Source organism: Neorhizobium fuzhouense (assembly GCF_042611105.1).
Lineage (GTDB): Bacteria > Pseudomonadota > Alphaproteobacteria > Rhizobiales > Rhizobiaceae > Neorhizobium > Neorhizobium galegae_A.
Genome location: NZ_JBHFFP010000009.1, coordinates 115,530 through 135,917 on the forward strand (window position 1 = coordinate 115,530; position 20,388 = coordinate 135,917).

Sequence of the window (20,388 nt, forward strand, 5' to 3'; positions counted from 1 at the left end):
TCCTTCTCTATCAGCCCTTCACGGCCCCGGCCGTCAGCCCGGCAACGATGCGTCGCTGGAAGACGAGGACCACGGCAATCAGCGGCAGCGTGACGGTGACGGACGCCGCCATGATCTGCCCGAAGGGATATTCATAACGGCTGGTGCCGGCAATCAGTCCGATGGCCACAGGCACGGTGCGGTTTTCGTCCGTCAGCGTGAACGTCAGGGCGAAGAGAAATTCGTTCCAGGCCAGAATGAAGGCCAGGATGCCGGTGCTGGCGAGCGACGGCCCCATCAGCGGCAGCAAAATCTTCGTCAGGATGCGAAAATGCGAGCAGCCGTCGATGATGGCCGCTTCCTCCAGCTCGCGGGGAAACTCGCGGATGAAGGTGGTCAGGATCCAGGTGGTGAAGGGCACGGTCGATAGAAGATAGGTGAGGATCAGCGCGCTCGGGCGGTTGAACAGCCCAAACCAGTTGATCAGTTCGAACATCCCCGACAGGACCACGACCTGCGGAAAGATCGAGATCATCAGGACGATCATCAGCACTGCCCGGCGCTGCGGAAATTCGATCCGGCCCAGGGCATAGGCAGCCGAGACACCGATGACGAGAGAGAGAAAAGTCGTGCAGACCGCGACATAGGCGGAGTTCAGCAATGATCCCATGAAGATCGGATTGTCGATCAGCTGCCTGTAATAGGTAAAATCAAGCGCCGGCACGAGGGCTGAATGATAGAGTGCGGCCCCCTGCTTGGTGGAGGACACGAAGGCCCAGTAATAGGGAAAGAGCGTGTAGACGAGCACCAGCAGCAGGGCAAAGATCTGCAGGCCGCGGACGATCCGTCGTTTTGCCCGGTAGAAGGAGGAGGGCTTGCGCAAGGGCCGGGAGAGAGTTGCAGTGTCCATGTTCACGTCCCCGCCGCCCTGTCGAGGCGCAGCACCCCGATGATGATGATTGCCACCAGGGCGACCAGCAGAAAGACCCAGGTCGATGCGGCCGAGCCGACGCCCAGTTCCTGAAAGCTGATCAGCCGGTCGCGCGCATAGATCGAGACCGTCATGACATTCTCGTTGCTGGCCGCAAGCACATAGGCAAGATCGAACATGCGCAGCGCATCGAGAACCCGGAACAGAACGGCCACGCCGATGGCCGGCCGAAGCATGGGAAGGGTGATCGACCAGAAGCGTTTCCAGGCGGGTATGCCGTCCACATCGGCAGCCTCGAAAATTTCCGGCGAAATCAGCTGCAGGCCCGCAAGGATCAGCAGCACCATGAAGGGGGTCGTCATCCACACATCGACGAAGATCACCACGCCCATGATCAGCGAACTGCTGGCCGTCCAGGCAATTCCGTGATCGACGAGACCAAGGCCCGACAGGATCTTGTTGATGACGCCGAACTGGTCGTTGAGCATCCATTCCCACATTTTCGTCGCAACGACGACGGGAATGGCCCACGGCACCAGAATGGCGGCCCGCGCCAGTCCGCGGCCGGGAATGGCCGCGTTGAGCAGCAGTGCGATAGCGAGGCCGAGCCCTGTTTCGATGGCAACCGAGATCACAGTGAAGACGAGCGTGTTCCTGACGGCGACCCACCAGCTGCGATCGTTCAGCACCTCGATGAAGTTATCGAACCAGACGATGGAATAGACCGACGGATCGTCCAGATAGGCATCGGTGAAGGCGAAGTAGAATGTACGGGCAAGCGGCCAGACGGCCACCAGCAGGATGACGACAAGGACCGGCAGCAGAAACAGCCAGGCAGCGCGGTGATCGCGGCGGGCAAGTTTTGCGCTCATGGTTGCGGACCCTCGGCGACATGTCTCGCGGCGGCCGCCACGCGCCGGCCGTCGGCTGCAAAGGCGTATACCGCTGAACCGGCAAAATCGAGCCCGGCCGGTTTGCCGATCCGGTCCGGCAGGGGCGCCTGCGGCAGCCGGATGACCCAGACGGTGCCATCGCTGATCCGGCAATAGCCAAAATGCTCATGGCCCAGATCTTCGACACGCTCCAGGATGCAGGCGATCCTGCCCTCCCCTTCCACGACGAGCCGCAAGGCTTCCGGGCGAATGCCGATTTCGGCGATGCCGCTTTGAGCGTCGCCGGTTGTCAAGGCGAGGGAGAGGTTTCCTGCCCCGGCAATCACGGCGACATCGCCTTCCTGCCGCGACGACACATTGAGGAAGTTCATGCGCGGACTGCCGATGAAGCCTGCCACGAAGCGATTGTCCGGTGCATGATAGAGCTGCTGCGGCGTGCCGACCTGCTCGATGCGGCCGTGATTGAGGACGACGATGCGATCGGCGAGCGTCATCGCCTCCGACTGGTCATGCGTCACATAGATCATGGTCGTCTTCAGCTCGGTGTGAAGCCGTGCGATCTCGAGCCGCATTTCCATGCGCAGATCCGAATCGAGGTTCGACAGCGGCTCGTCGAAGAGGAAGATTTCCGGCTGGCGCACCAGCGCCCGGCCGATGGCGACGCGCTGGCGCTGGCCGCCTGAGAGTTCGCGCGGCCGTCGATCCATGAGGTGATCGACCTTCAGCATGCGCGCGACGCCCAAGACCTTCTGGCTGACGGCGTCCCGCGCCATGCCGAGCGTTTCCAGCGCAAAGCCGATATTGCGGGCAACGCTCATATGCGGATAGAGCGCGTAGGATTGAAAGACGAAGGCGACGCCCCGACGCGACGCCGGAACGTCGGTGACATCATCTCCGCCGATGGCGACGATCCCGCTTGACGGCGCGACAAGGCCTGCAACAATGCGCAGGAGGGTGGACTTGCCGCATCCGGAGGGGCCGACGAACACCACGAATTCACCGTCGTCGATCTGCAGTTCGACCCCTTGGATCACGGCGTGCGTGCCAAAACTCTTCGAGACGGCGTGAAGGGAAACCGATGCCATTTTTTTACCTGAGGCTTGCACGATAGAAGGCTCGCCGCGTCACGCGGCGGCGAGAAAAGACAAGGCAGCGCAGAAGTGCCGGTCCATTTGGACCGGCAACCTCTGTTCAGGAACGGCTCAGCGGCTTTCCTTCAGTTTTTCCAGACGCGCGGCCAGGGATTTCAAGCCCGACTTGACGTCGCCGCTTCCCGACAGCATGTCGTGAACCGTGCGATAGAAGGCCTGCGACACGCGGTTGTAGCTCGTGCCGGTATAGCCCGAGGGGCGAACGGCACTATCGGCAAAGGCCTGCTGGTTGTCCTTCAGGAAGGGGATTGTCGCCAGCACGTCCGCATCGCTGTAGAGCGCGGGGATGGACGGGTTGACCGCATCCTGTAGCGCCCGCTTCTTCTGCATGTCGGGACCGGTGATGAAGTTGACGAAGTCGGTCGCGGCTGCCGGCTTGGCGCTATATTTGGACACACCGTAATACATCGGTCCAAGGCAGCCGCTGGATTTCTGGCCGGCGCTTCCGACCGGAAGCGGCATCACGCCGACCTTGTCGATGACGGCGCTGCCCGGCTTGTGCGAGGTGCCCCAGACATAGGGCCAGTTGCGGTGGAAGACGGCATTGCCGGATTCAAATACGGCGCGCGAGGCTTCCTCGTCGTAATTGAGGGTGCCTTCCGGGCTGATCGACCCGATCCAGCCCTTGGCCTTCTCGATGGCTTCGACAGCCTTCGGGTTGTCGATGGTGACCTTGCCGTCGTCGGAGATGATCGTGCCGCCGCCATTGGAGGCGATGAGCTCGATCGCGTCGCAGGTCAGGCCCTCGTAGCTTTTGGCCTGCCAGGCATAGCCCCACATCTCGCCATTGCCGGCGGCGCGCTCCTTGTCCTGGATTTCCTTGGCGGTGGCGGCCAGTTCATCCCAGGTCTTTGGCTGCGGCTTGCCGTATTTCTTCAGGAGATCCTTGCGATAGAACATCAGGCCGACGTCCATATAGGCCGGCATCGCCACCAGATGACCGTCGAGCTTTGCCGCATTGAGCGTGGAGGCAAAATGCTTGTCCTGGTCGGCCTGCGGGATTGTGGTCTTCAGGTCGAGCAGGCCGTTCTTGAACATGCCAAGCCAGATGACATCGAGAAACAGCACGTCGATATCGGTGGATTTTGCCGCCAGTAATTGCTGGTAGATCGGGATGGCGTCATCCAGCAGCGCCGGCATCTTGTTGATCTTGGCCTCGTTGCCTGTCTTTTCCTTCCAGGCATTGGCAACGTTCGTGCAGATTTCGAACTCGGTCGGCGCACAGAACACGGAAATCGTTTCGGCGTGGGATGTCCCGCTCCACAGCGCAGCAGACAGCGCAAGGGCTGCAAGGCTCTTCTTAAGCATGAAATAGTTCCCTCGATTATGTTAGGTCTCAAATCCTTCGGAACTCTCCGGTTCCCTGTTGATAATAGGACTGGTTATGACCAGTCATGTCAACATAGAATGACGCAGAAATTGACAGAATATCGGGAAGAGGACATGGGCGGGGGCCGGTTGATTTGAAGACGCACGCTGATGAAGTCACGCTGGCTGCGACACCGGGAGCGGTGGATCGCAACGATCCACGTCCGCTGCACAAGCAGATCTACGATGCATTGCTGGCCGCCATCAATGATGGCCGGCTTCCCTTGCGCGGCAAGCTTCCCTCCGAACGGGAACTGGTCGACCTCTATGCGGTAAGCCGCATCACCATCCGCCATGCGATCCGCGAACTGATCCAGCAGGGTGTGGTGCACAGCCAGCCGGGCAAGGGGCTTTATGTCACGCAGCGTGGCGGCAGCTTCGAGCTTCAGGTGCTGAAGAGCTTTACCAGCATTGCGCTCGCCAATGGACGCAAGCCCGGCCATCAGCTGATCGACGCCCGTCTCATCCCCGCGCCGCTGGAAATCAGCCGCCCCCTGTTTCTGGGGGCGGGTGCCGAGGTGGTGGTTCTCTCTCGACTGCGCCTCATCGACGACATACCGGCGGTCATCCAGACGGACTGGATCCCGGCCGCGCGCGTGCCCGGCCTGCTGGAGCTGGATTGGGAGGTCAGCAACCGGTCCTTGTACGAGGAATTGCGACAACGCTACCGGATCTTCCCCAAGCGCGGACAAACGACGCTCAGTGCGCGCCTTGCAGCGGAGAACGAGGCACGCCTTCTCCAGCTATCCCTTCCCTCGGCGGTCCTGACCGTCGACCAGATCGCTTTTGACGAGCGCAACCGCCCCGTCAACATGACGGCTCTGATCCACCATCCGACACGCTATCCGCTGACGCTTTTGCAATCGGAAACGGGAGATTTCACCCAGTATTGAGGTTTTGGCTGATTTTCCAGAGGCGAGGGAATAGGCGCGCAAGGCATGGCCCAAGTAAAGTGCCGAAATGTGGATTTACATGGGTTGATTTCTATTTAGAATATGTTGTCATATTAAAATGTTCGGGGTTGAGAGAAGACTTCAATAAGCATCAACGGTGGATGATGTGTCTGACGTTTTTTTGATGCAGCTGATCATTGGGTATACATGCGTCGGCGTCTTTGTCTGCACCTCGATTATCGCCGTGCTTTACCTTGCCGGTTTCATGAAAATAGATCCGGCTCACGGCACTAAATTGTTCAACGTTCTTGTTGTCGAGATTGCCGTCATTGGCGTGGGCGCCTTCGGGGGACTGATCAAGCTCAACCCGCAGCCCGTCGCCACCGAACTGGCCGCAGGAAAGCAGGCGGAGAAGGAGCTCAACACGGCCAATGAAACGTTGACCGCGTTGGACACCAAAGACACGGCTGCCAACCCTACGGCAACCATCAAGCCGAGGGTCTACATCCACATTGCAAGCGAAAACCAAAGAGACGCTGCCGCGCAGGCCAAAAACGCCTTGCAGGAGGCCGGAGATCTTGTGCCCGGAATTCAGAATGTCGGCACAAAGGCGCCCGGAAAACTGGAGCTGCGCTATTTCAGTGCGAGGGATGCAGAGGGCGCAAAGCAGGTGGCATCGACCCTGAAGGGAGCAGGCATATCGGTTGAACCCAAATTCGTCTCGGGATTTAGCGACAGCAGTATACGCCCCCTGCATTTCGAACTGTGGTTTGCAAAGACGTAGAGCATTTCCGGTGAAAACCGCAGTCGCGGCTTCGCCGGCCGATTTCGTCCGTTCCTGGCAAGGAGGACCGGCGGGCAATGCCCGTTTTACGGCAATTGCCCGCGGGGATGATCAGGCGCGCGCGCCTGCCCTGTCCTTCTGGCTTGCGAACGACACCAGCAGGAGGAGGCCGATGGCGCTCATGCCATATTCCAGGATGTCGCCTCCGATCTCGTTCAGCGGTGCAATGACGAGCAGGCCGGCGCCGAGCCAGACCAGGCGCAGCAAGGGGCTGAGCGGCTTCAGGCCGTGGCCGACCAGCCCGCCCGTCACCAGAACGACGGCAACGATGGAACTTGCAAAGACGTAACCGATGTGGGCCCAGGAGCCGATCAGGAGAAGGCCGGGCTTGTAGATGAACAGGAAGGGCAGAATATAGGCGATCCAGCCAAAGCGGAATGCCTCGATATCCGTCTGTCCCTTCGGCGCTCCGGCAAGGCTTGAGGCGGCGAAACTGGCGAGCGCAATCGGCGGCGTGATCATCGACAGGATGCCATAATAGAAGACGAACATGTGGGCGGCCATCGGCGGAACGCCCAACTGCACCAGCGTTGGGGCCGCAAGTGCTGCCATCAGCAGATAGACCCCCGTGGTTGGCAAGCCAAGGCCGAGGATGATGCCGATCACGGCCGTCACGAGCAGCAGGCCGAACAGGCTCGTGCCGCCGAATTCCAGGAGGTACATGGACAGCGAAAAGCCGAGGCCGGTGGTCGACAAAAGCCCGATGATCATGCCGGAAACGGCCGTGATCAGCAGCACGTCACAGGTCGAGCGGCCGGTATCAATCACCACGTCCAGCATCTGGCGCGGCGTCATGCCCGTCTTGCCGCGTCGAGCGCCGGCGACAAGGCCCGCCACGGCAATGGCCGCAACCGCCCAGACGGCGGCAAGTTCTGCCCGCATGTTCCACTCGAAGATGCAGAACAGGAGAACACCGAAGGCAAGGATGGCCAGCCACCCCTCGCGCATGACCGCCAGAATGCCCTGCCGCTGCAAGTCGCCCAGTGAGGGAATGTTGTCGCGCCGCGCGATGAAGTCGATCTGCACATAGACGGACAGGTAATAAAGAACGGCTGGCAGCATCGCCGCCAGCGCCACCGTCTTGTAGGGAACCATCAGGATTTCGGCCATCAGGAAGGCCGCGGCCCCCATCACCGGTGGCATCAGCTGCCCGCCGGTGGAGGCGACCGCTTCGATGCCGCCGGCCTGCGCGGGGGTAAAGCCTGCCCGCTTCATCAGCGGAATGGTCATGATGCCCGTCGACATGACGTTGGACACCGCACTGCCGGAGACCGTGCCGAACAGCGCGGATGCCGTAACGGCCACCTTGGCCGAGTTTCCAGGTCCGTGCCCGGCAACGCGCATGGCAAGCTGGGTGAAGAAATCACCGCCGCCGCAGGCGATCAACAAGCCGCCGAACAGCACGAAGACGACGACGACGAAGGCTGCAATCTGCAAGGTCTGGCCCCAGACGGCCGAAGAATCCGTCCCGATGAACCGCAGGACGTCGGCGGCCGCCATCGGTTTTCCCTGCAGCGCACCGGGCACCCAATCGCCGAAGACGGCATAGGCAAACAACAGCGCAAAGATGATGATCAGCGTCCATCCGACCACACGGCGCAGCGCTTCCATGCTCAAGGCGGTTACCAGCGCACCGAGCAGCAGGGCTTCCGTCGGATGCAGGTGTGTTGCCTCCGACAGGACCGGAAAGCGCACGAAAACATAGATGCCAAGCGCAATGGAAAGATAGCCGGCCGCCGCATTGGCGGCCCGAAGAACCGGCCGGCCGGCACCCTTGCGGCGAAAATAGACGACAGCAAGCGAAGCGCCGAACATCAGCGCCACGATCTGCTCGGGGTAGATCAGCAGGCCGAGCCTTTGCGGCAAGGCAACCACCCAAAGAAGAGCGAGGAAGGGCACGACCAGCGACAGGATGCGTGACAGCAGTCCCATCTCGGTCATCCGCACGATGTCGGTCTCGTCCTTGACGACTGAGTTTTCCATTGCGCCTGCCCCCTTACTGGCCGGACCAGATGCCGACGCTCTTGTAGAACGCGATGGCGCCGGGGTGATAGGCAAGCTTGGTCACATGGGCGAGCCGGGCAGGGTCGAACTCGCTCCAGATCGGGCCGGACGCCTGCAGGCTCTGCCGGCCTTCGTAAAGCGCCTTGGCCACCTTGGCGACCGTTTCATCGGAGGCGCTGGCGCTGGCAAAAAGCGTGTAGTCATAACAGAAGATCGCAGTGTCCGGGGTCAAGCCCGGCGAGTTGGTCAGCTGGCTGCCGGTCTTCAACGCCGTCCCCGGCAGGTTTTCGTCAAGAACCTTTTCGTCGCCGGGCTTGTAGCTGAGGAAGGTCACGCCGCCGACGGAGGCATCGATATCCAGCACCGATTGTGATCCGGCCGTGGCGATGGTGACATCGGTCAAGCCGTCTTTCAGCGCCTCGAACATGGCCGGAAAATTGGCGATCGGCACGCTGGACACATCGTCATAGGTGAGACCTGCTGTCTGCAGGGAGGCGCGGATGATGAAATCGCCGAGAGAATTGGCCGGGAAGCGGGGAACCCGCTTTCCCTTCAGATCGGCCATGGTCTTCAGCCCGGATTTTGCCGTCACCAGCAGCCCGGCATTGAAGGGGATAAGCGAGGCCACCATGCGCAGGTTCGGGTTGGGCTGGCCCTGCGACATGCCGGTGCCGGAGATGGCATAGGCGGTCTGGGGGAAGTTGGCGATGCCGAACTCCACACGGCCGCTATCGACCAGCGGGAGATATTGCGAGGTATTGGCCATGACCTGCGGCCTCACCATCACGCCGGATTTTTCGCTGATGGTCTTGGCGAGCGCCGTGGCAATCTGTTCGGTCGCGCCCCCCTTCGTCGTTGCCAGGCCCACCGCCTGGGCAGCCGCCATCGCGGTCCACCATCCCGACAGTGCTGCGGTCATCGCAACCGTCATCATCACGCGCTTCAGCATTTTGCAGTCCCCTCTTTTTTTTGATTTTCAGGCATCCAGGCATCCCACATGCCGGTGCATGGCCGCGCGACGATTGCCGGCGGCCATGCGAGATGGCATCACTTGCAGGGATCGGCGGGGGCCTCGTCGAACTTGGTCCACTTGCCGTCCTTGATCTCGATGATGTAGCCGGGAAGCTCGGCATCGTGGCCGGCAAAGCAGATATTGTCGCCGAGAATGCCGGAGAAGTTGACGCCCTGCATGGCGGCGTTGATCTTTTCGCGTTCCTCGGCAAGCTTTGACGGATCGCCGGTCACGCCGGCCTTTTCCATCACCTGCTTCATCAGGTAGAGCGTGTCATAGGTCTGGGCGTCGGAATGATGCGCGCCGAGCTTGTGAATGCCGCGCTTTTCGGCTTCCGCCACGAATGTGTCGTTGAAGGCCTGCGAACGGGCATTGAAGCCCTTCCAGAAGCCCGCGACCAGCATCGTGCCCTCCCCTTCCGGTCCGAACAGTTCCACGACGTTCGGATCGGCAAAGATCTGCGAGCCGATGATGCGGCCCTTGTAGCCCTGGCGGCGCAGTTCCTTGATGACCTTGGAGGCCGAATCCGGCGTGGCGGCGAGCGCAACGATATCCGGATTGGACTGAAGGATGCGCGCGGCCTGCGCGGACATGTCGAAACTCTTGTACTGGACGGCAATCGGATCGCCGTGCTTGATGCCCATTTCGGCCAACAGTTTCGGGTAAAGCTTTGTGCCGGCGGAATTGGAGACGACCTCTTCCGAAATATAGACGATCTCGGCCGTATCAGCCTTGATGCCGCGGGCCTTGATGGACTTCAGCAGCCGGCGAAACTGCTTCTCCTCGTCTTCGGAGAGGCGCCAGCCATAGGTCTTGCCGTCGGTCAGGCCCGGTGTCGAGGCTGAGTTCGGCATCATCAGAACCTTGAGGCGTTCGGCATCGTTGAAGGCAACGGCGGATTCACCGGAGGAGAAGGGGCCGAGGATGGCGAGCACGCCATCATCCTGCGCCAGTTTGCGCGCGCCGACAGACGCCTGCTTCGGATCGGAACTCGTGTCGAAGCGGACGAATTCCACCTTCTTGCCGTTGATGCCGCCTGCCGCATTGATTTCGGCGAGCGCCACATCGGCGGCCACCACGGCGGGCTCCGCCACGCCCTTCAGAAAGCCGGCCGTGGCGACAAGATTGCCGATCTTGATCGTATCTTCGGCAAGTGCCGGGCCTGTGAGCAGGGCAGCCAGGGCGACCGAGGTTGCAAAACGAAACCCAAATTTCATATCACTCTCCTGATGTTTATCGGTTGTGTTGATGTGTCGCGCCGGCTGGCCCGGGGGTCAGGCAATCTGGTCGATCGGGTGTTGGGATGATGCGTGGCCTCCGAGATAGGCCTCGGCGAGCGCCGGATCGCGCGACAGCGCGTCTGCCCTGTCGGACAGAACCACGCGGCCCAGTTCCAGCACATAGCCGCGCTCCGCCACGTCGAGCGCCATGGCGGTGTTCTGCTCCACGAGAAGGATGCTGATGCCGCTGCGGTTCAGCTCCTTGATCAGTTCGAAGAGGTTGTTGACGAAGAGCGGCGACAGGCCGAGGGACGGCTCGTCCAGCATGATCAGGCGCGGACGGCTGACGAGCGCGCGGCCGATGGCCAGCATCTGCTGTTCGCCGCCGGAGAGAATGCTGGCCTTCATGTGGCGGCGCTCGGCAAGGTTCGGAAAGCGGTCATAGATCTGGCTGAGATCCTGATGCCAGTCCGCGCCGCGGCGCAGATAGGCCCCCATCAGGAGGTTCTCCTCGACCGTCATCGATACGAAGATCTGGCGTCCTTCCGGCACCAGCATCATGCCGCGGCGCACGCGCTCGGCCGGTGAGGCATGGGTCAAGACCTCGCCGGCAAAGCGCACCGATCCGCTGCCGGATTTGATCGCACCCTGCAGCGCCCGCAGGAGCGAGGTCTTGCCGGCGCCATTCGCCCCCAGCACGGTCACGATTTCTCCTTCGGCAAGGTCGAGATCGATGGATTTGACGGCATGGGTGCGTCCATAACGGACATCTAGGCCGCGAACTTCAAGCAACATCGGCTGCCCCTTCCTTCACCGTGCCGGCATGGCGGGGGCCGAGATAGGCCTCCAGCACCAGCGGATTGTCCTGGACCGTCGCTGTCTTGCCGTCATAGATCTTGCGGCCGAAATTCAGCACCACCGCATCATTGCAAAGCCGGCGCACCAGCCCCATGTCGTGCTCGACGACGAGAAGCGTGATCCCGGTTGCGCTGAGGCGTTTGAGGAAGGACGTGAGGTTGTCGGTCTCTGCACCGTTGAGGCCGGCGGCCGGCTCATCGAGCAGGAGGATCCGGGGCTTTGCCGCAAGGGCGCGCACCACCTCGATCTTCTTGCGAACCCCGTACGGCAGCGTTGCCACGACCTCGCCGGGATAGCTTGACAGTTCCATCTCGTCGAGCAGGGCTTCGGCCTCATGGCGCCAGGCGGAATGGCCGAAGAAGGACAGCGGCTTCAGCATGTCGACGAGACCGCCGGCGTTGGCCTGCTGGCCGAGCATCACATTCTCGATCACCGACAGGTGTGGCATCAGACGGATGTTCTGGAAGCTGCGGGCGATCCCGAGGCCGATGCGCTTTCTCGACGGGATCTGCTGGATGGGTTTGCCCTCCAGCAGGATATCGCCCTTGCTCGGCTGATAGAAACCGGAGATCAGATTGAAGACGGTCGTCTTGCCGGCGCCATTCGGACCGATCAGCGCCATGCGGGCGCCTTTCGGCACGTCGAAGCTGACATCGGAAATGACGGTGAGGCCGCCAAAGCTCTTCGTGACATTGCGAAGGCTGAGAATATTTGCCGTTTCGTGCCCGCTCATGCCGAGACCTCCTGCGCCACGTCCAGCCGTTTCGTCCGCCGGCCGGGTTTGAGCCGTTCGATCAGGCTGCGGGTGATCAGCCCTTCGGGCCGGAATGCCATCATCAGCACGGTGAGGACGCCGAGGATGACGAAGCGCCAGCTCTCATCGGGCGGGGACAGGGGGCCGCTTTGATGGAAAGCGGCGGCGATAAAGGTTTTCAATTCTGGCATCACGACGCGCAGCCCCTCCGGCAGCAGCGTGAAGAAGGCAGCACCGAAAAGAGGTCCGAAGGCCGTCTGCGTTCCGCCGAGAAGGACGTAGAGAAGCACATAGATCGACAGCGAGGCATTGAAGCTCTGGATATCGACGAAGCTGAAGGTGTGGGCGTAAAGCGCACCGGCAAGACCGGCAAGCGCCCCGCCGAGCGAGAAGGCCGCCACCCGCACGCCGCGGACGGAGACGCCAAGCAGATCGGTCACCACATCGTCGTCATGGGCTGCGCGCATGGTCAGTCCGAAGCGCGTTGCCATCAGGTAGAAGACGAAGAGGGTGACGAGGACGGCTGCGATGAGCGGCACGTGGTAATCGAGGAAGTCCGGTACGGACAGTCCCATTGCGCCGCCGAGCGCGTCGGTATTGAGAATGACGCCTGCGATCACCTCGGCAAGTGCGAAGGTGGCCAGCACCAGATAGACACCCTTGGTGCGCAACAGGGGAAAGGCGATGGCCATGCTGACAAGGCCGCCGACGGCCATGGCCGCCGGGATGGTGACCCAGGCGTTGAGGCCGAAGGCCGCCGACAGGAAGGCCGCGGTATAGGCGCCGAGGGCCTGAAAGCCCGCGCCGCCGAGGTTAAGCTGGCCGGTTGCGACCGGCAGGAAGACCGCATAGGCCATGATGATGTTGATCGAGAGGATGGTGAGGATGCCTGTCCAGTAGCCACTCATGGTCAAAGCTTCCCCTTGCCGATGGAATGGTGGCCGAGAAGGCCCTGTGGCCGCACGAAGAGCGCGACGAGGAGTAGGCCCCACACGGCGACCTGCACGGTATCGGCACCGAAGAAATGGATGGTCATCATTTCGGTGATGCCGATGATCAGGCCGCCGAGAACCGCGCCCCAGATCGAGCCCAGCCCGCCGATGACCATGCCGGCGATGGCCTTGGAGCCGATATCCTCGCCCATCTGCGGCGACACTTCGCCGTAATTGATCGCAAAGAGGATGCCCGCCAGCCCGCACAGCAGGCCCGTCAGCATGAAGATGACCGGGACGAGGCGCCTGGAATCAACGCCGAGGATGTTGGCGGCATCGGGGTTTTCGGCAATCGCGCGCAGGCCGCGCCCGATACGGCTGTGCTTCAGCACCCAGTTGAGCCCCGAAACGATGACGAGCGCCACACACAGGCTGATAAGTTGCGGCGCGCGCAGCAAAAGGCCACCGAGATTGACCGTGGTATCCCAGCTGACGGCTGCCATGCGCTGCGCATCCGTGCCGTAGCCGATGCGGATCAGGTTTTCGATGATGAGGAGAAAGCCGAGGGAGCTGACCAACGGGATCGCATGTTCGGTGGCATCGCCGTATTTCGTCTTCATGTAGCGGAAGGTGAAACGCTCGACGATCAGCGAGGCGACAATTGTCATGACAACGGCTGCGGCAAGCGCAAGCGGCCATGGCAGGGCCTGCGAGAGCCCGAAGGGAATGCCCCACTTGGTCAGCGCCCAGGCGGCCATGCCCGACAGCATGAACAGGGTCGGGATGGTAAAGTTGAGGAAGTTCAACACGCCGATGGTCAGGGTAAAGGCGACGGCGACCGTCACGTAGACGCTCCCGAGCATGACCCCATTCAGCACTTGTTGTATTAACAGCATCAGCTTTTCTCACAAGTTTTGTATACAAACAAAGCAGGGCAAGGTGCAAAAGCACAGAAAAGCGGCACATGGTCATGCCGCAAGCCGCCCGGCCAGCGCTCAGATCAATCTAGGAGAAAAGCGGGGTTCTCCCCGTCAAAGTCCCGTTCAAAAGCTTGGTTCCCACCGTTGGACGCCTTATGGCGCCTCGTTTTTCTCGACGCGCAACGAGCGCCTGTCTGTTGCGGCCGGCTTTCCTTGTTCCGGTCGCGGACGTTTCGCTGAACTCAAAAATCGCGACATTTTCAAAATTGCCTCTTTAAATGTCGTGACATGTTGTACACAATGAGTTAGCACTTGACCCTTGTCAAGGGAAACATTGGCGGAGAATTGCTGATAATGACGCTGAAAAAAGATCGTGTTCTGATCGTCGGAGCCGGCCCGGTCGGCCTTGTGTCCGCCTGCTGCCTGTCCAGGGCCGGCATCCCCGTGACCATTGTGGAAACCAGCCCAGATCTGCCGACGGATCTGCGGGCCTCCACCTTTCATCCGCCGACCCTCGACATGCTTGACCGCTTCGATATCAGCAAAAAGCTCGTCGAACGGGGCCTTGTCTGCCCGACCTGGCAGTTTCGCGACCGCAAGGAAGGCGTCATTGCCACCTTCGATCTCGGTATTCTGGAGGGGGAGACAAACCATCCCTATCGACTTCAGTGCGAGCAATGGAAGCTGTCGGAAGAGTTGCGGGCCCTGATCGAGGCCGATGACCGGATCGAGCTGATCTACGGGGCAAAGGCGCTGAGCGTCGCGCAGGATGACGCCGGCGTAACGCTCACCATCGAGCGACAGGCCGATGGCTCGCAGGACCAATTGTCCGGACAATATCTGATTGCCTGCGACGGGGCGCGAAGCGCGGTGCGCAAGTCACTCGACATTGCCTTTGACGGGCTGACGATCCCGGAAATCTTCCTGTCGATGTCGACCTCGTTCCGTTTCGACGAGGCGATCGGGGATCTGGCGCCTATCGCCTATCTGACCGATCCCAGCGAATGGGCCGTCCTGTTGCGCACGCCGTCGCTCTGGCGCGTGCTTTTGCCGACCGACCCGAACCAGACGGACGAGCAGATCAGGGATCCGGTCGTGATGGAGCGCCGTCTGCAGGCGCTCTGCCCGAAGCAGGGCGCCTATGACGTCGTCCACGCCACGGCCTACCGGGTGCATCAGCGCGTCGCCGCCACCTATGTCGCGGGCCGTATTTTCCTGGCCGGCGATGCGGCCCATCTCAACAATCCGCTCGGCGGCATGGGCATGAATGGCGGCATCCACGACGCCGTGAACCTTTGCGACAAGCTGGCCGAAGTCTGGCATGGCCGGGCGCCGCTCGACATTACCGAGCGCTACAATCGCCAGCGCCGGAAGGTGGCGATCGAGACCGTCCAGGAACAGTCTCTGCGCAATCGCAAGATGATGGCGGAAAACGATCCGGCTGCCCGCGCAGCCTATCACGATGAACTGCGCCGCATCGTCGACGATCCGAAAAAGCACAAGGCCTATCTGATGCGCTCGTCGATGATCCAGTCGCTGCGTGAGCTGGAAAACGTTGCCTGAATTCACACAGCAATTTTGAACAAAGGACATAAAGACATGGTGGACAGCCTCGGTTACCGCAAGAAATTCGGCGTCATTGCGCCTTCGACCAATACGTCTGTGCAGCCCGAATTCGACCGCATGAGCCCGGTCGGTGTGACCAACCATTTCTCGCGCATCACCATCCCGGACGATCCGGTCCATAGCGACGAGGATTTTCTCAAGCTCATCGACAATATCCGCGGCGCGATCATGGAGTCGATCGATTCGGTCATGACCTGCCGCCCGGACCATCTGGTGATGGGCATGTCGGCGGAAACCTTCTGGGACGGTCTTGACGGTTCCGCGCAACTGCAAAAGCGCGTGGAGGAACGCGCCGGCGTCAAGGTGACGATGGGCTCAGACGCCTGCCAGGCGGCGCTTGCCAAATACGGCGATATCAAGCGCATCGGCGTCGTTACCCCCTATATGCCGGTCGGCGACGCCCAGGTGGTCAAGTTCTTTGCCGATTGCGGCTACGAGGTGGTGCATCTCAAGGGCCTGCGCTGCGAAAGCCCGATGCTGATCGCCCATGTCAGCGAAGCCGAACTGCGCGACAGCATCAACGAGGTCAATGATTCAAGCGTCGAGGCCATCGTTCAGGTCGGCACCAATCTGGCCATGGCGCGCGTCGCCGGCCTTGCCGAATTCTGGCTGGATAAGCCGGTGATTGCCATCAACACGGCGACCTACTGGTATGCGCTGCGTCAGAACGGCATCGAGGACAAGGTGCAGGGCTTCGGCTCGCTTCTGTCCCATCATTGAACCAGTCGAGAAAAGCCATGCATTACGACTTCATTCCGATCAGCGAGCGCAAGCCGCTGAAATGGCCGAACGGCAAACGCCTTGCGGTCATCCTCACCACCAATTTCGAATACTGGGACCCCGTCCGCGATACGCCGAAGCCTTACTATCCCGGCGGCCCGAGCATTGTCGGCGGCGATCTTCCCGGCAATGTCTATGACAATGCCAATTATACCTGGCGGGAATACGGTCAGCGCGTCGGCGTCTGGCGCATGTTTGATATTTTCGATGCCGAAGGCGTGCCCTCCAGCTGCACCATCAATGCCAAGATGGCGCTGGAACGGCCGCAGGTCGTTCAGGCTGCGCTGGACCGCGGCTGGGAGATCGTGGCCCATAACTATGTGCAGAGCGAGCTTCTGACCGACAACATGTTTGATGAGGACAAGGAGCGCGAGGTCATTCGCGCCACCCTCAAGGTCTATGAGGAGTTCTGCGGCTTCAAGGCCAAGGGCTGGCTCTCCAGTTCCCTGCGCTCGACGCTCAATACCATCGACATCCTTGCCGAAGAGGGCCTGATCTATATCTGCGACCTCCTCAACGACGACCAGCCCTACATGGTGCAGACCCGCAGCGGCAAGCCGATGGTGTCTGTCTCCTATACGTCCGAAGTCAACGACTTCAGCTTCCTGCGCCAGGGGCTCGGGGCCGAAGGTGGTCTTCAGATGTTCAAGGAACAGTTCGACTGGCTGTATGCCGAGAGCGCGATGACCGGCAAGTTCATGAATATCGGACTGCATCCGCATGTCATCGGGCAACCGTACCGCATCCGGGCGCTGCGGGACTTCATTCGCTACGCCAAGCAGTTCGATGATGTATGGTTTACCACCCGCGAGGAGATCGCGGCCTGGTACATGGACAACCATGCCGACCATATCGAGGTGAAAACGCGATGAATGAGACTTCGGAAGATGATCTGGCCGGCCAGCCGGAGAGCAGCGATCAGGATGATGCCGATCTGCAGCGACCGGTCGAAAAGGCCTACCAGGGCATTCGTCGGGCGATCCTGCGCGGCGAATTGAAGCCGGGCGATCATCTTCCGGAGGAAATGCTGGCGGCCATGACCGGCACCAGCCGCACGCCGGTGCGCGAGGCCTTGCGCCGGCTTGCCACCGAGGGGTTGGCAACCGTCAGCAACCGCCACCGTTTCGTGACGAATTTCTCGCCCGAGGAAGTGTCGATCATCTTCGACATTCGTGCGCAGCACGAGGCGTATGCCGCGTCCATTGCCGCGCAGAAGATCACGCCGGCCGAGCTTGCCCGCCTGCAGCATCTGATCGACGCCATGGCCGAGATCGAGGCGGACACGAGCAGCGTGGTCGCGGAGCGGTTCCTGGCGCTCAACACCGAGTTTCACGGCGCCATCATCGATGCGACCCGTTCGGCACAGTTGAAGCGATTGACGGCGCCTGCCGCAGCGCTTCCGCTCATTCTCGTCAAGCAGTTCGTCATGGACCAGCGCGTCGATGTCGTGCGCTCCAATCGCCAGCACCGCGACATTCATGCAGCTCTCAGCGCCCGCAACAGCGAATGGGCGGCCGCTGCCATGTCCGGCCACATTCTTTCGACCAAGCCGAAGCCGCGGGACACGAACCGCGGCCCCAGCCGCTAAGAAATAATTGCGCAAAAGCGCTTGAGGGACAGCCAGTGCAGCACCGACGCGACGAATTGAACCGAAGCCCCCTCCTGATCCGCGGCTATGTGGCCGGTCAGTTCACCGATCCATCGGGCGCAGCCGAGATTGCGGTCATCGATCCGACGACCGAGCAGAGGGTCGCGACACTCTGCGAATCGAGCGCCGACGAGGTCGACCGGGCCGTGGTCGCGGCCCGGCAGGCGTTTGATGCGGGACCCTGGGGCCGTGCAACCGTTGCCGAACGGCAGAAGGCACTGCTTGCCATCCATGACGTCATCCTTGCCCATGCCGACGAACTGGCGGTGCTGGAGACGATCAACACCGGCATTCCGCTCAGCCAGACGCGCCACGTCCATATTCCGCGCGCGGCCTATAATTTCCGGTTCTTCGCCGAATACATCAACCAGTCGGGTGGCGAGGTGTTTACCCAGGAGCCCGGGTTGATGAGCATGGTGACCTATGAGCCGATCGGCGTCTGCGCGCTCATCGGTCCGTGGAACATGCCGCTTGGGCTCACCGCGATGAAGATGGCCGGCGCGCTCGCCTTCGGCAATAGCTGCGTGGTCAAGCCCTCGGAACTCACGCCGCTTACCGTCACGCGCGTGGTGGAACTGATCGAGGGCATCCTGCCGAAGGGCGTCGTCAACCTCGTCAACGGCCGTGGTCAGGTGACCGGCACTGCGCTTGTATCCCATCCGGGCATCGACATGGCGTCCTTTACCGGCGGCACGGTCACCGGGGCTGCGATCCTCGGCTCGCTCGCCAAGGGCATCAAAGGTTCGGCCATGGAGCTTGGCGGGAAATCGGCCAATATCGTCTTTGCCGATGCCGATTTCGACCAGGCGCTTGATGCGGCGATGATGAGTTCCTTCATGAACAATGGCCAGATGTGCCTGGCCGGCAGCCGCATTTTTGTCGAGCGCAAGATCGCCGACCGCTTCATCGACAGCTTTACCCGTCGCACCAAGGCCTTGAAGATCGGCGACCCGCTGGTGGACGGCACCGAGATCGGCCCGATGATCAACCAGGCGCAGCGCGAGCGGATGGCACGCTATGCCGAGAGCGGTATCGCGGAAGGAGCAAGCCTGCTCTGTGGTGGCCATCGCTATAGCAACGTGAACGCCGGCTATTTCTTCGAGCCGACCGCGATGCTGGCTCCGTCAAACGACATCGCCATCTGCCGCGAAGAAATTTTTGGACCTTTCGCCGCCCTCCAGGTCTTTGACGAGGAAGAGGAGGTGATCACCAAGGCCAATGAGAGCGAGTTCGGTCTCGTGGGTTATGTGTGGACCGACAATCTGGAGCGCGCCATGCGGACGGCATCGGCGCTTCGCACTGGAACCGTTCTCGTCAACACACCGATTGTTAGGGACCTGCGCACGGGCTTTGGTGGCTACAAGCAGTCAGGGCTCGGTCGCGAGGGCGCCAAGGGCTCGCAGGCGATGTTTACCGAAATGAAGACGACGATCATTGCGCGGGCGCCGCGCACGATGCCCCGCATTGGGATGGCGGGCGAATGACCGGCCGCAGCACGCCGTCTCTCGGGCCGGCCTGCCGCCCGCCGATTGTAAGCTGCGGCGGGCGCCGGTCGAACCCGGTGATAACCCCCTTTTCGTGGAGGTGAGGTCCCATGTTTGCCTTCGGCCCGGCCCGCATCCGAACGCTTGCTGATCTCGATCCCTTCGCCTTGCCGATAGATCTGCTGTTCCCGGGCCGTGACGTGGAGATGCTGCGGCCGCTGCAAACGGTTCTGGCGCCCCATCACGTGGATTTCGATACGGGGTCGATCCTGCTTGGCGTGCACAGTCATCTTTTGCAAACGGCCGGGCTCAACATCCTGATCGACACCTGCATCGGCGAGCACAAGCCGCGCCCGCGCCGCGCCGACTGGCACCAGCGCGCGGCGTCGGGCTATCTTGAGCGTCTGGCATCGGCCGGTCTTCGAGCCGAGGATATCGACATCGTGCTCTGCACGCATCTGCATGCCGACCATGTGGGCTGGAATACAAAGCTTGTCGACGGGCGCTGGGTGCCGACCTTCCCGAGAGCGCGCTATCTGATCGGCCGCGCCGAATTCGACCTGTGGCGGGAGCAGGAAGAGAGCGCGCCGGGCACCCATAACCACGGCTCGTTCATCGACAGCGTGCAGCCGGTGGTGGACGCCGGACAGGCGGAATTCGTCGATGACGGGTTCGCCGTAGCAGGCGGGCTCGATCTGGTGGCGCTGCCCGGTCACACCCGCGGGCAGCTCGGCCTTTGCCTTTGCCACCAGGATCGGCGGGCGATCTTCTGCGCCGATGCCATTCACACCCCCGTCCAGGTGTTTCACCCAGATTGGGCAAGCCGCTTCTGCAGCGACCCGCAGGCGGCCATCGCCACGCGCCACACGCTGCTCGATCAGGCAGCGTCGCGCGACGACCTTCTGGTGCCGGCGCATCTCAGGCATTATTCCGGCATGCGGATCCGCGGGGATGCCAGCGGTAGCTACCGGCCGGAGTTTGTCGCCTGATGCACGACGCCTCTCGAAATGTCGTCCGCATACACCGGCGTGCAAGCCAGCAGTCCGGCCCGTCCGGCTCTCTCCTGCCGGCTCCTAACGCTCGCCGGGCGG

The 20,388-nt window shown here is 61.6% G+C and carries 20 protein-coding genes; 9 read left to right on the plus strand and 11 right to left on the minus strand.

Annotated elements, in window-relative coordinates:
* Positions 1–10: 10 nt before the first annotated feature.
* The 4 genes from ACEXP3_RS16675 to ACEXP3_RS16690 form a co-directional block, all read right to left on the minus strand.
* Positions 11–889 carry a carbohydrate ABC transporter permease gene (locus ACEXP3_RS16675; RefSeq protein WP_377298288.1) on the minus strand — a complete coding sequence of 293 codons (879 nt, stop codon included), beginning with the start codon at positions 887–889 and terminating at the stop codon, positions 11–13.
* Between the two features lie 2 nt (positions 890–891).
* Positions 892–1,782, minus strand: coding sequence for a carbohydrate ABC transporter permease (locus tag ACEXP3_RS16680; RefSeq protein ID WP_210106395.1), 891 nt, complete (start codon positions 1,780–1,782; stop codon positions 892–894).
* Positions 1,779–2,888: an ABC transporter ATP-binding protein gene (locus ACEXP3_RS16685; RefSeq protein ID WP_377298289.1), complete on the minus strand. Its 1,110-nt coding sequence runs from the start codon at positions 2,886–2,888 to the stop codon at positions 1,779–1,781. Before ACEXP3_RS16685 ends, ACEXP3_RS16680 begins: the two co-directional genes overlap by 4 nt.
* A gap of 117 nt (positions 2,889–3,005) precedes the next feature.
* Positions 3,006–4,262, minus strand: a complete 1,257-nt coding sequence (locus tag ACEXP3_RS16690) for an ABC transporter substrate-binding protein (RefSeq protein ID WP_377298290.1) — start codon at positions 4,260–4,262, stop codon at positions 3,006–3,008.
* Between the two features lie 155 nt (positions 4,263–4,417).
* Here ACEXP3_RS16690 and ACEXP3_RS16695 point away from each other — a divergent pair, with 155 nt between their 5' ends.
* Positions 4,418–5,215, plus strand: a complete 798-nt coding sequence (locus tag ACEXP3_RS16695) for a GntR family transcriptional regulator (protein WP_377298291.1) — start codon at positions 4,418–4,420, stop codon at positions 5,213–5,215.
* Between the two features lie 184 nt (positions 5,216–5,399).
* A complete protein-coding gene (locus ACEXP3_RS16700; RefSeq protein WP_377298292.1) occupies positions 5,400–5,999 on the plus strand; it encodes a hypothetical protein in 600 nt (199 codons plus the stop codon).
* Positions 6,000–6,110: 111 nt separating this feature from the next.
* On the opposite strand, the gene ACEXP3_RS16705 is transcribed toward ACEXP3_RS16700, so the two are convergent.
* From ACEXP3_RS16705 to ACEXP3_RS16735, 7 genes are all read right to left on the minus strand, one after another.
* The gene (locus tag ACEXP3_RS16705) at positions 6,111–8,042 is read right to left on the minus strand and encodes a TRAP transporter permease (RefSeq protein WP_377298293.1); all 1,932 of its coding nucleotides are present in this window, start codon (positions 8,040–8,042) and stop codon (positions 6,111–6,113) included.
* 13 nt (positions 8,043–8,055) lie between these two features.
* On the minus strand, positions 8,056–9,012 hold the full coding sequence (locus ACEXP3_RS16710; RefSeq protein WP_377298294.1) for a TAXI family TRAP transporter solute-binding subunit: 957 nt from the start codon (positions 9,010–9,012) through the stop codon (positions 8,056–8,058).
* A gap of 98 nt (positions 9,013–9,110) precedes the next feature.
* Complete coding sequence (locus ACEXP3_RS16715; protein WP_377298295.1) at positions 9,111–10,292, minus strand: ABC transporter substrate-binding protein; 1,182 nt, start codon at positions 10,290–10,292, stop codon at positions 9,111–9,113.
* A gap of 57 nt (positions 10,293–10,349) precedes the next feature.
* Positions 10,350–11,087 (minus strand): ABC transporter ATP-binding protein, encoded by a 738-nt coding sequence (locus tag ACEXP3_RS16720; RefSeq protein WP_210106555.1) that lies wholly within the window; start codon positions 11,085–11,087, stop codon positions 10,350–10,352.
* On the minus strand, positions 11,080–11,886 hold the full coding sequence (locus ACEXP3_RS16725) for an ABC transporter ATP-binding protein (RefSeq protein ID WP_377298296.1): 807 nt from the start codon (positions 11,884–11,886) through the stop codon (positions 11,080–11,082). The genes ACEXP3_RS16720 and ACEXP3_RS16725 overlap by 8 nt, the downstream gene beginning before the upstream one ends.
* Entirely contained in the window at positions 11,883–12,815 is a 933-nt protein-coding gene (locus tag ACEXP3_RS16730) for a branched-chain amino acid ABC transporter permease (protein ID WP_210106386.1), read from the minus strand. Before ACEXP3_RS16730 ends, ACEXP3_RS16725 begins: the two co-directional genes overlap by 4 nt.
* A gap of 2 nt (positions 12,816–12,817) precedes the next feature.
* Positions 12,818–13,702 (minus strand): branched-chain amino acid ABC transporter permease, encoded by an 885-nt coding sequence (locus ACEXP3_RS16735; RefSeq protein WP_245366703.1) that lies wholly within the window; start codon positions 13,700–13,702, stop codon positions 12,818–12,820.
* Here ACEXP3_RS16735 and ACEXP3_RS16740 point away from each other — a divergent pair.
* The 7 genes from ACEXP3_RS16740 to ACEXP3_RS16770 all read left to right on the plus strand — a co-directional run bounded on the left by ACEXP3_RS16740 (position 13,701) and on the right by ACEXP3_RS16770 (position 20,286).
* Entirely contained in the window at positions 13,701–14,063 is a 363-nt protein-coding gene (locus tag ACEXP3_RS16740; protein WP_377298297.1) for a hypothetical protein, read from the plus strand. The two genes, ACEXP3_RS16735 and ACEXP3_RS16740, sit on opposite strands and share 2 nt — an antisense overlap.
* 50 nt (positions 14,064–14,113) lie before the next feature.
* Positions 14,114–15,322, plus strand: coding sequence for an FAD-dependent oxidoreductase (locus ACEXP3_RS16745; protein WP_377298298.1), 1,209 nt, complete (start codon positions 14,114–14,116; stop codon positions 15,320–15,322).
* A 36-nt stretch (positions 15,323–15,358) separates the two neighbouring features.
* Positions 15,359–16,105 (plus strand): maleate cis-trans isomerase family protein, encoded by a 747-nt coding sequence (locus ACEXP3_RS16750; RefSeq protein ID WP_377298299.1) that lies wholly within the window; start codon positions 15,359–15,361, stop codon positions 16,103–16,105.
* A gap of 17 nt (positions 16,106–16,122) precedes the next feature.
* The gene (locus ACEXP3_RS16755) at positions 16,123–17,037 is read left to right on the plus strand and encodes a polysaccharide deacetylase family protein (RefSeq protein WP_210106383.1); all 915 of its coding nucleotides are present in this window, start codon (positions 16,123–16,125) and stop codon (positions 17,035–17,037) included.
* Positions 17,034–17,753, plus strand: coding sequence for a GntR family transcriptional regulator (locus tag ACEXP3_RS16760; protein WP_377298300.1), 720 nt, complete (start codon positions 17,034–17,036; stop codon positions 17,751–17,753). The genes ACEXP3_RS16755 and ACEXP3_RS16760 overlap by 4 nt, the downstream gene beginning before the upstream one ends.
* A gap of 35 nt (positions 17,754–17,788) precedes the next feature.
* Positions 17,789–19,297: an aldehyde dehydrogenase gene (locus tag ACEXP3_RS16765; RefSeq protein ID WP_377298301.1), complete on the plus strand. Its 1,509-nt coding sequence runs from the start codon at positions 17,789–17,791 to the stop codon at positions 19,295–19,297.
* 110 nt (positions 19,298–19,407) lie between these two features.
* A complete protein-coding gene (locus ACEXP3_RS16770) occupies positions 19,408–20,286 on the plus strand; it encodes an MBL fold metallo-hydrolase (protein ID WP_377298302.1) in 879 nt (292 codons plus the stop codon).
* Positions 20,287–20,388: the final 102 nt, after the last annotated feature.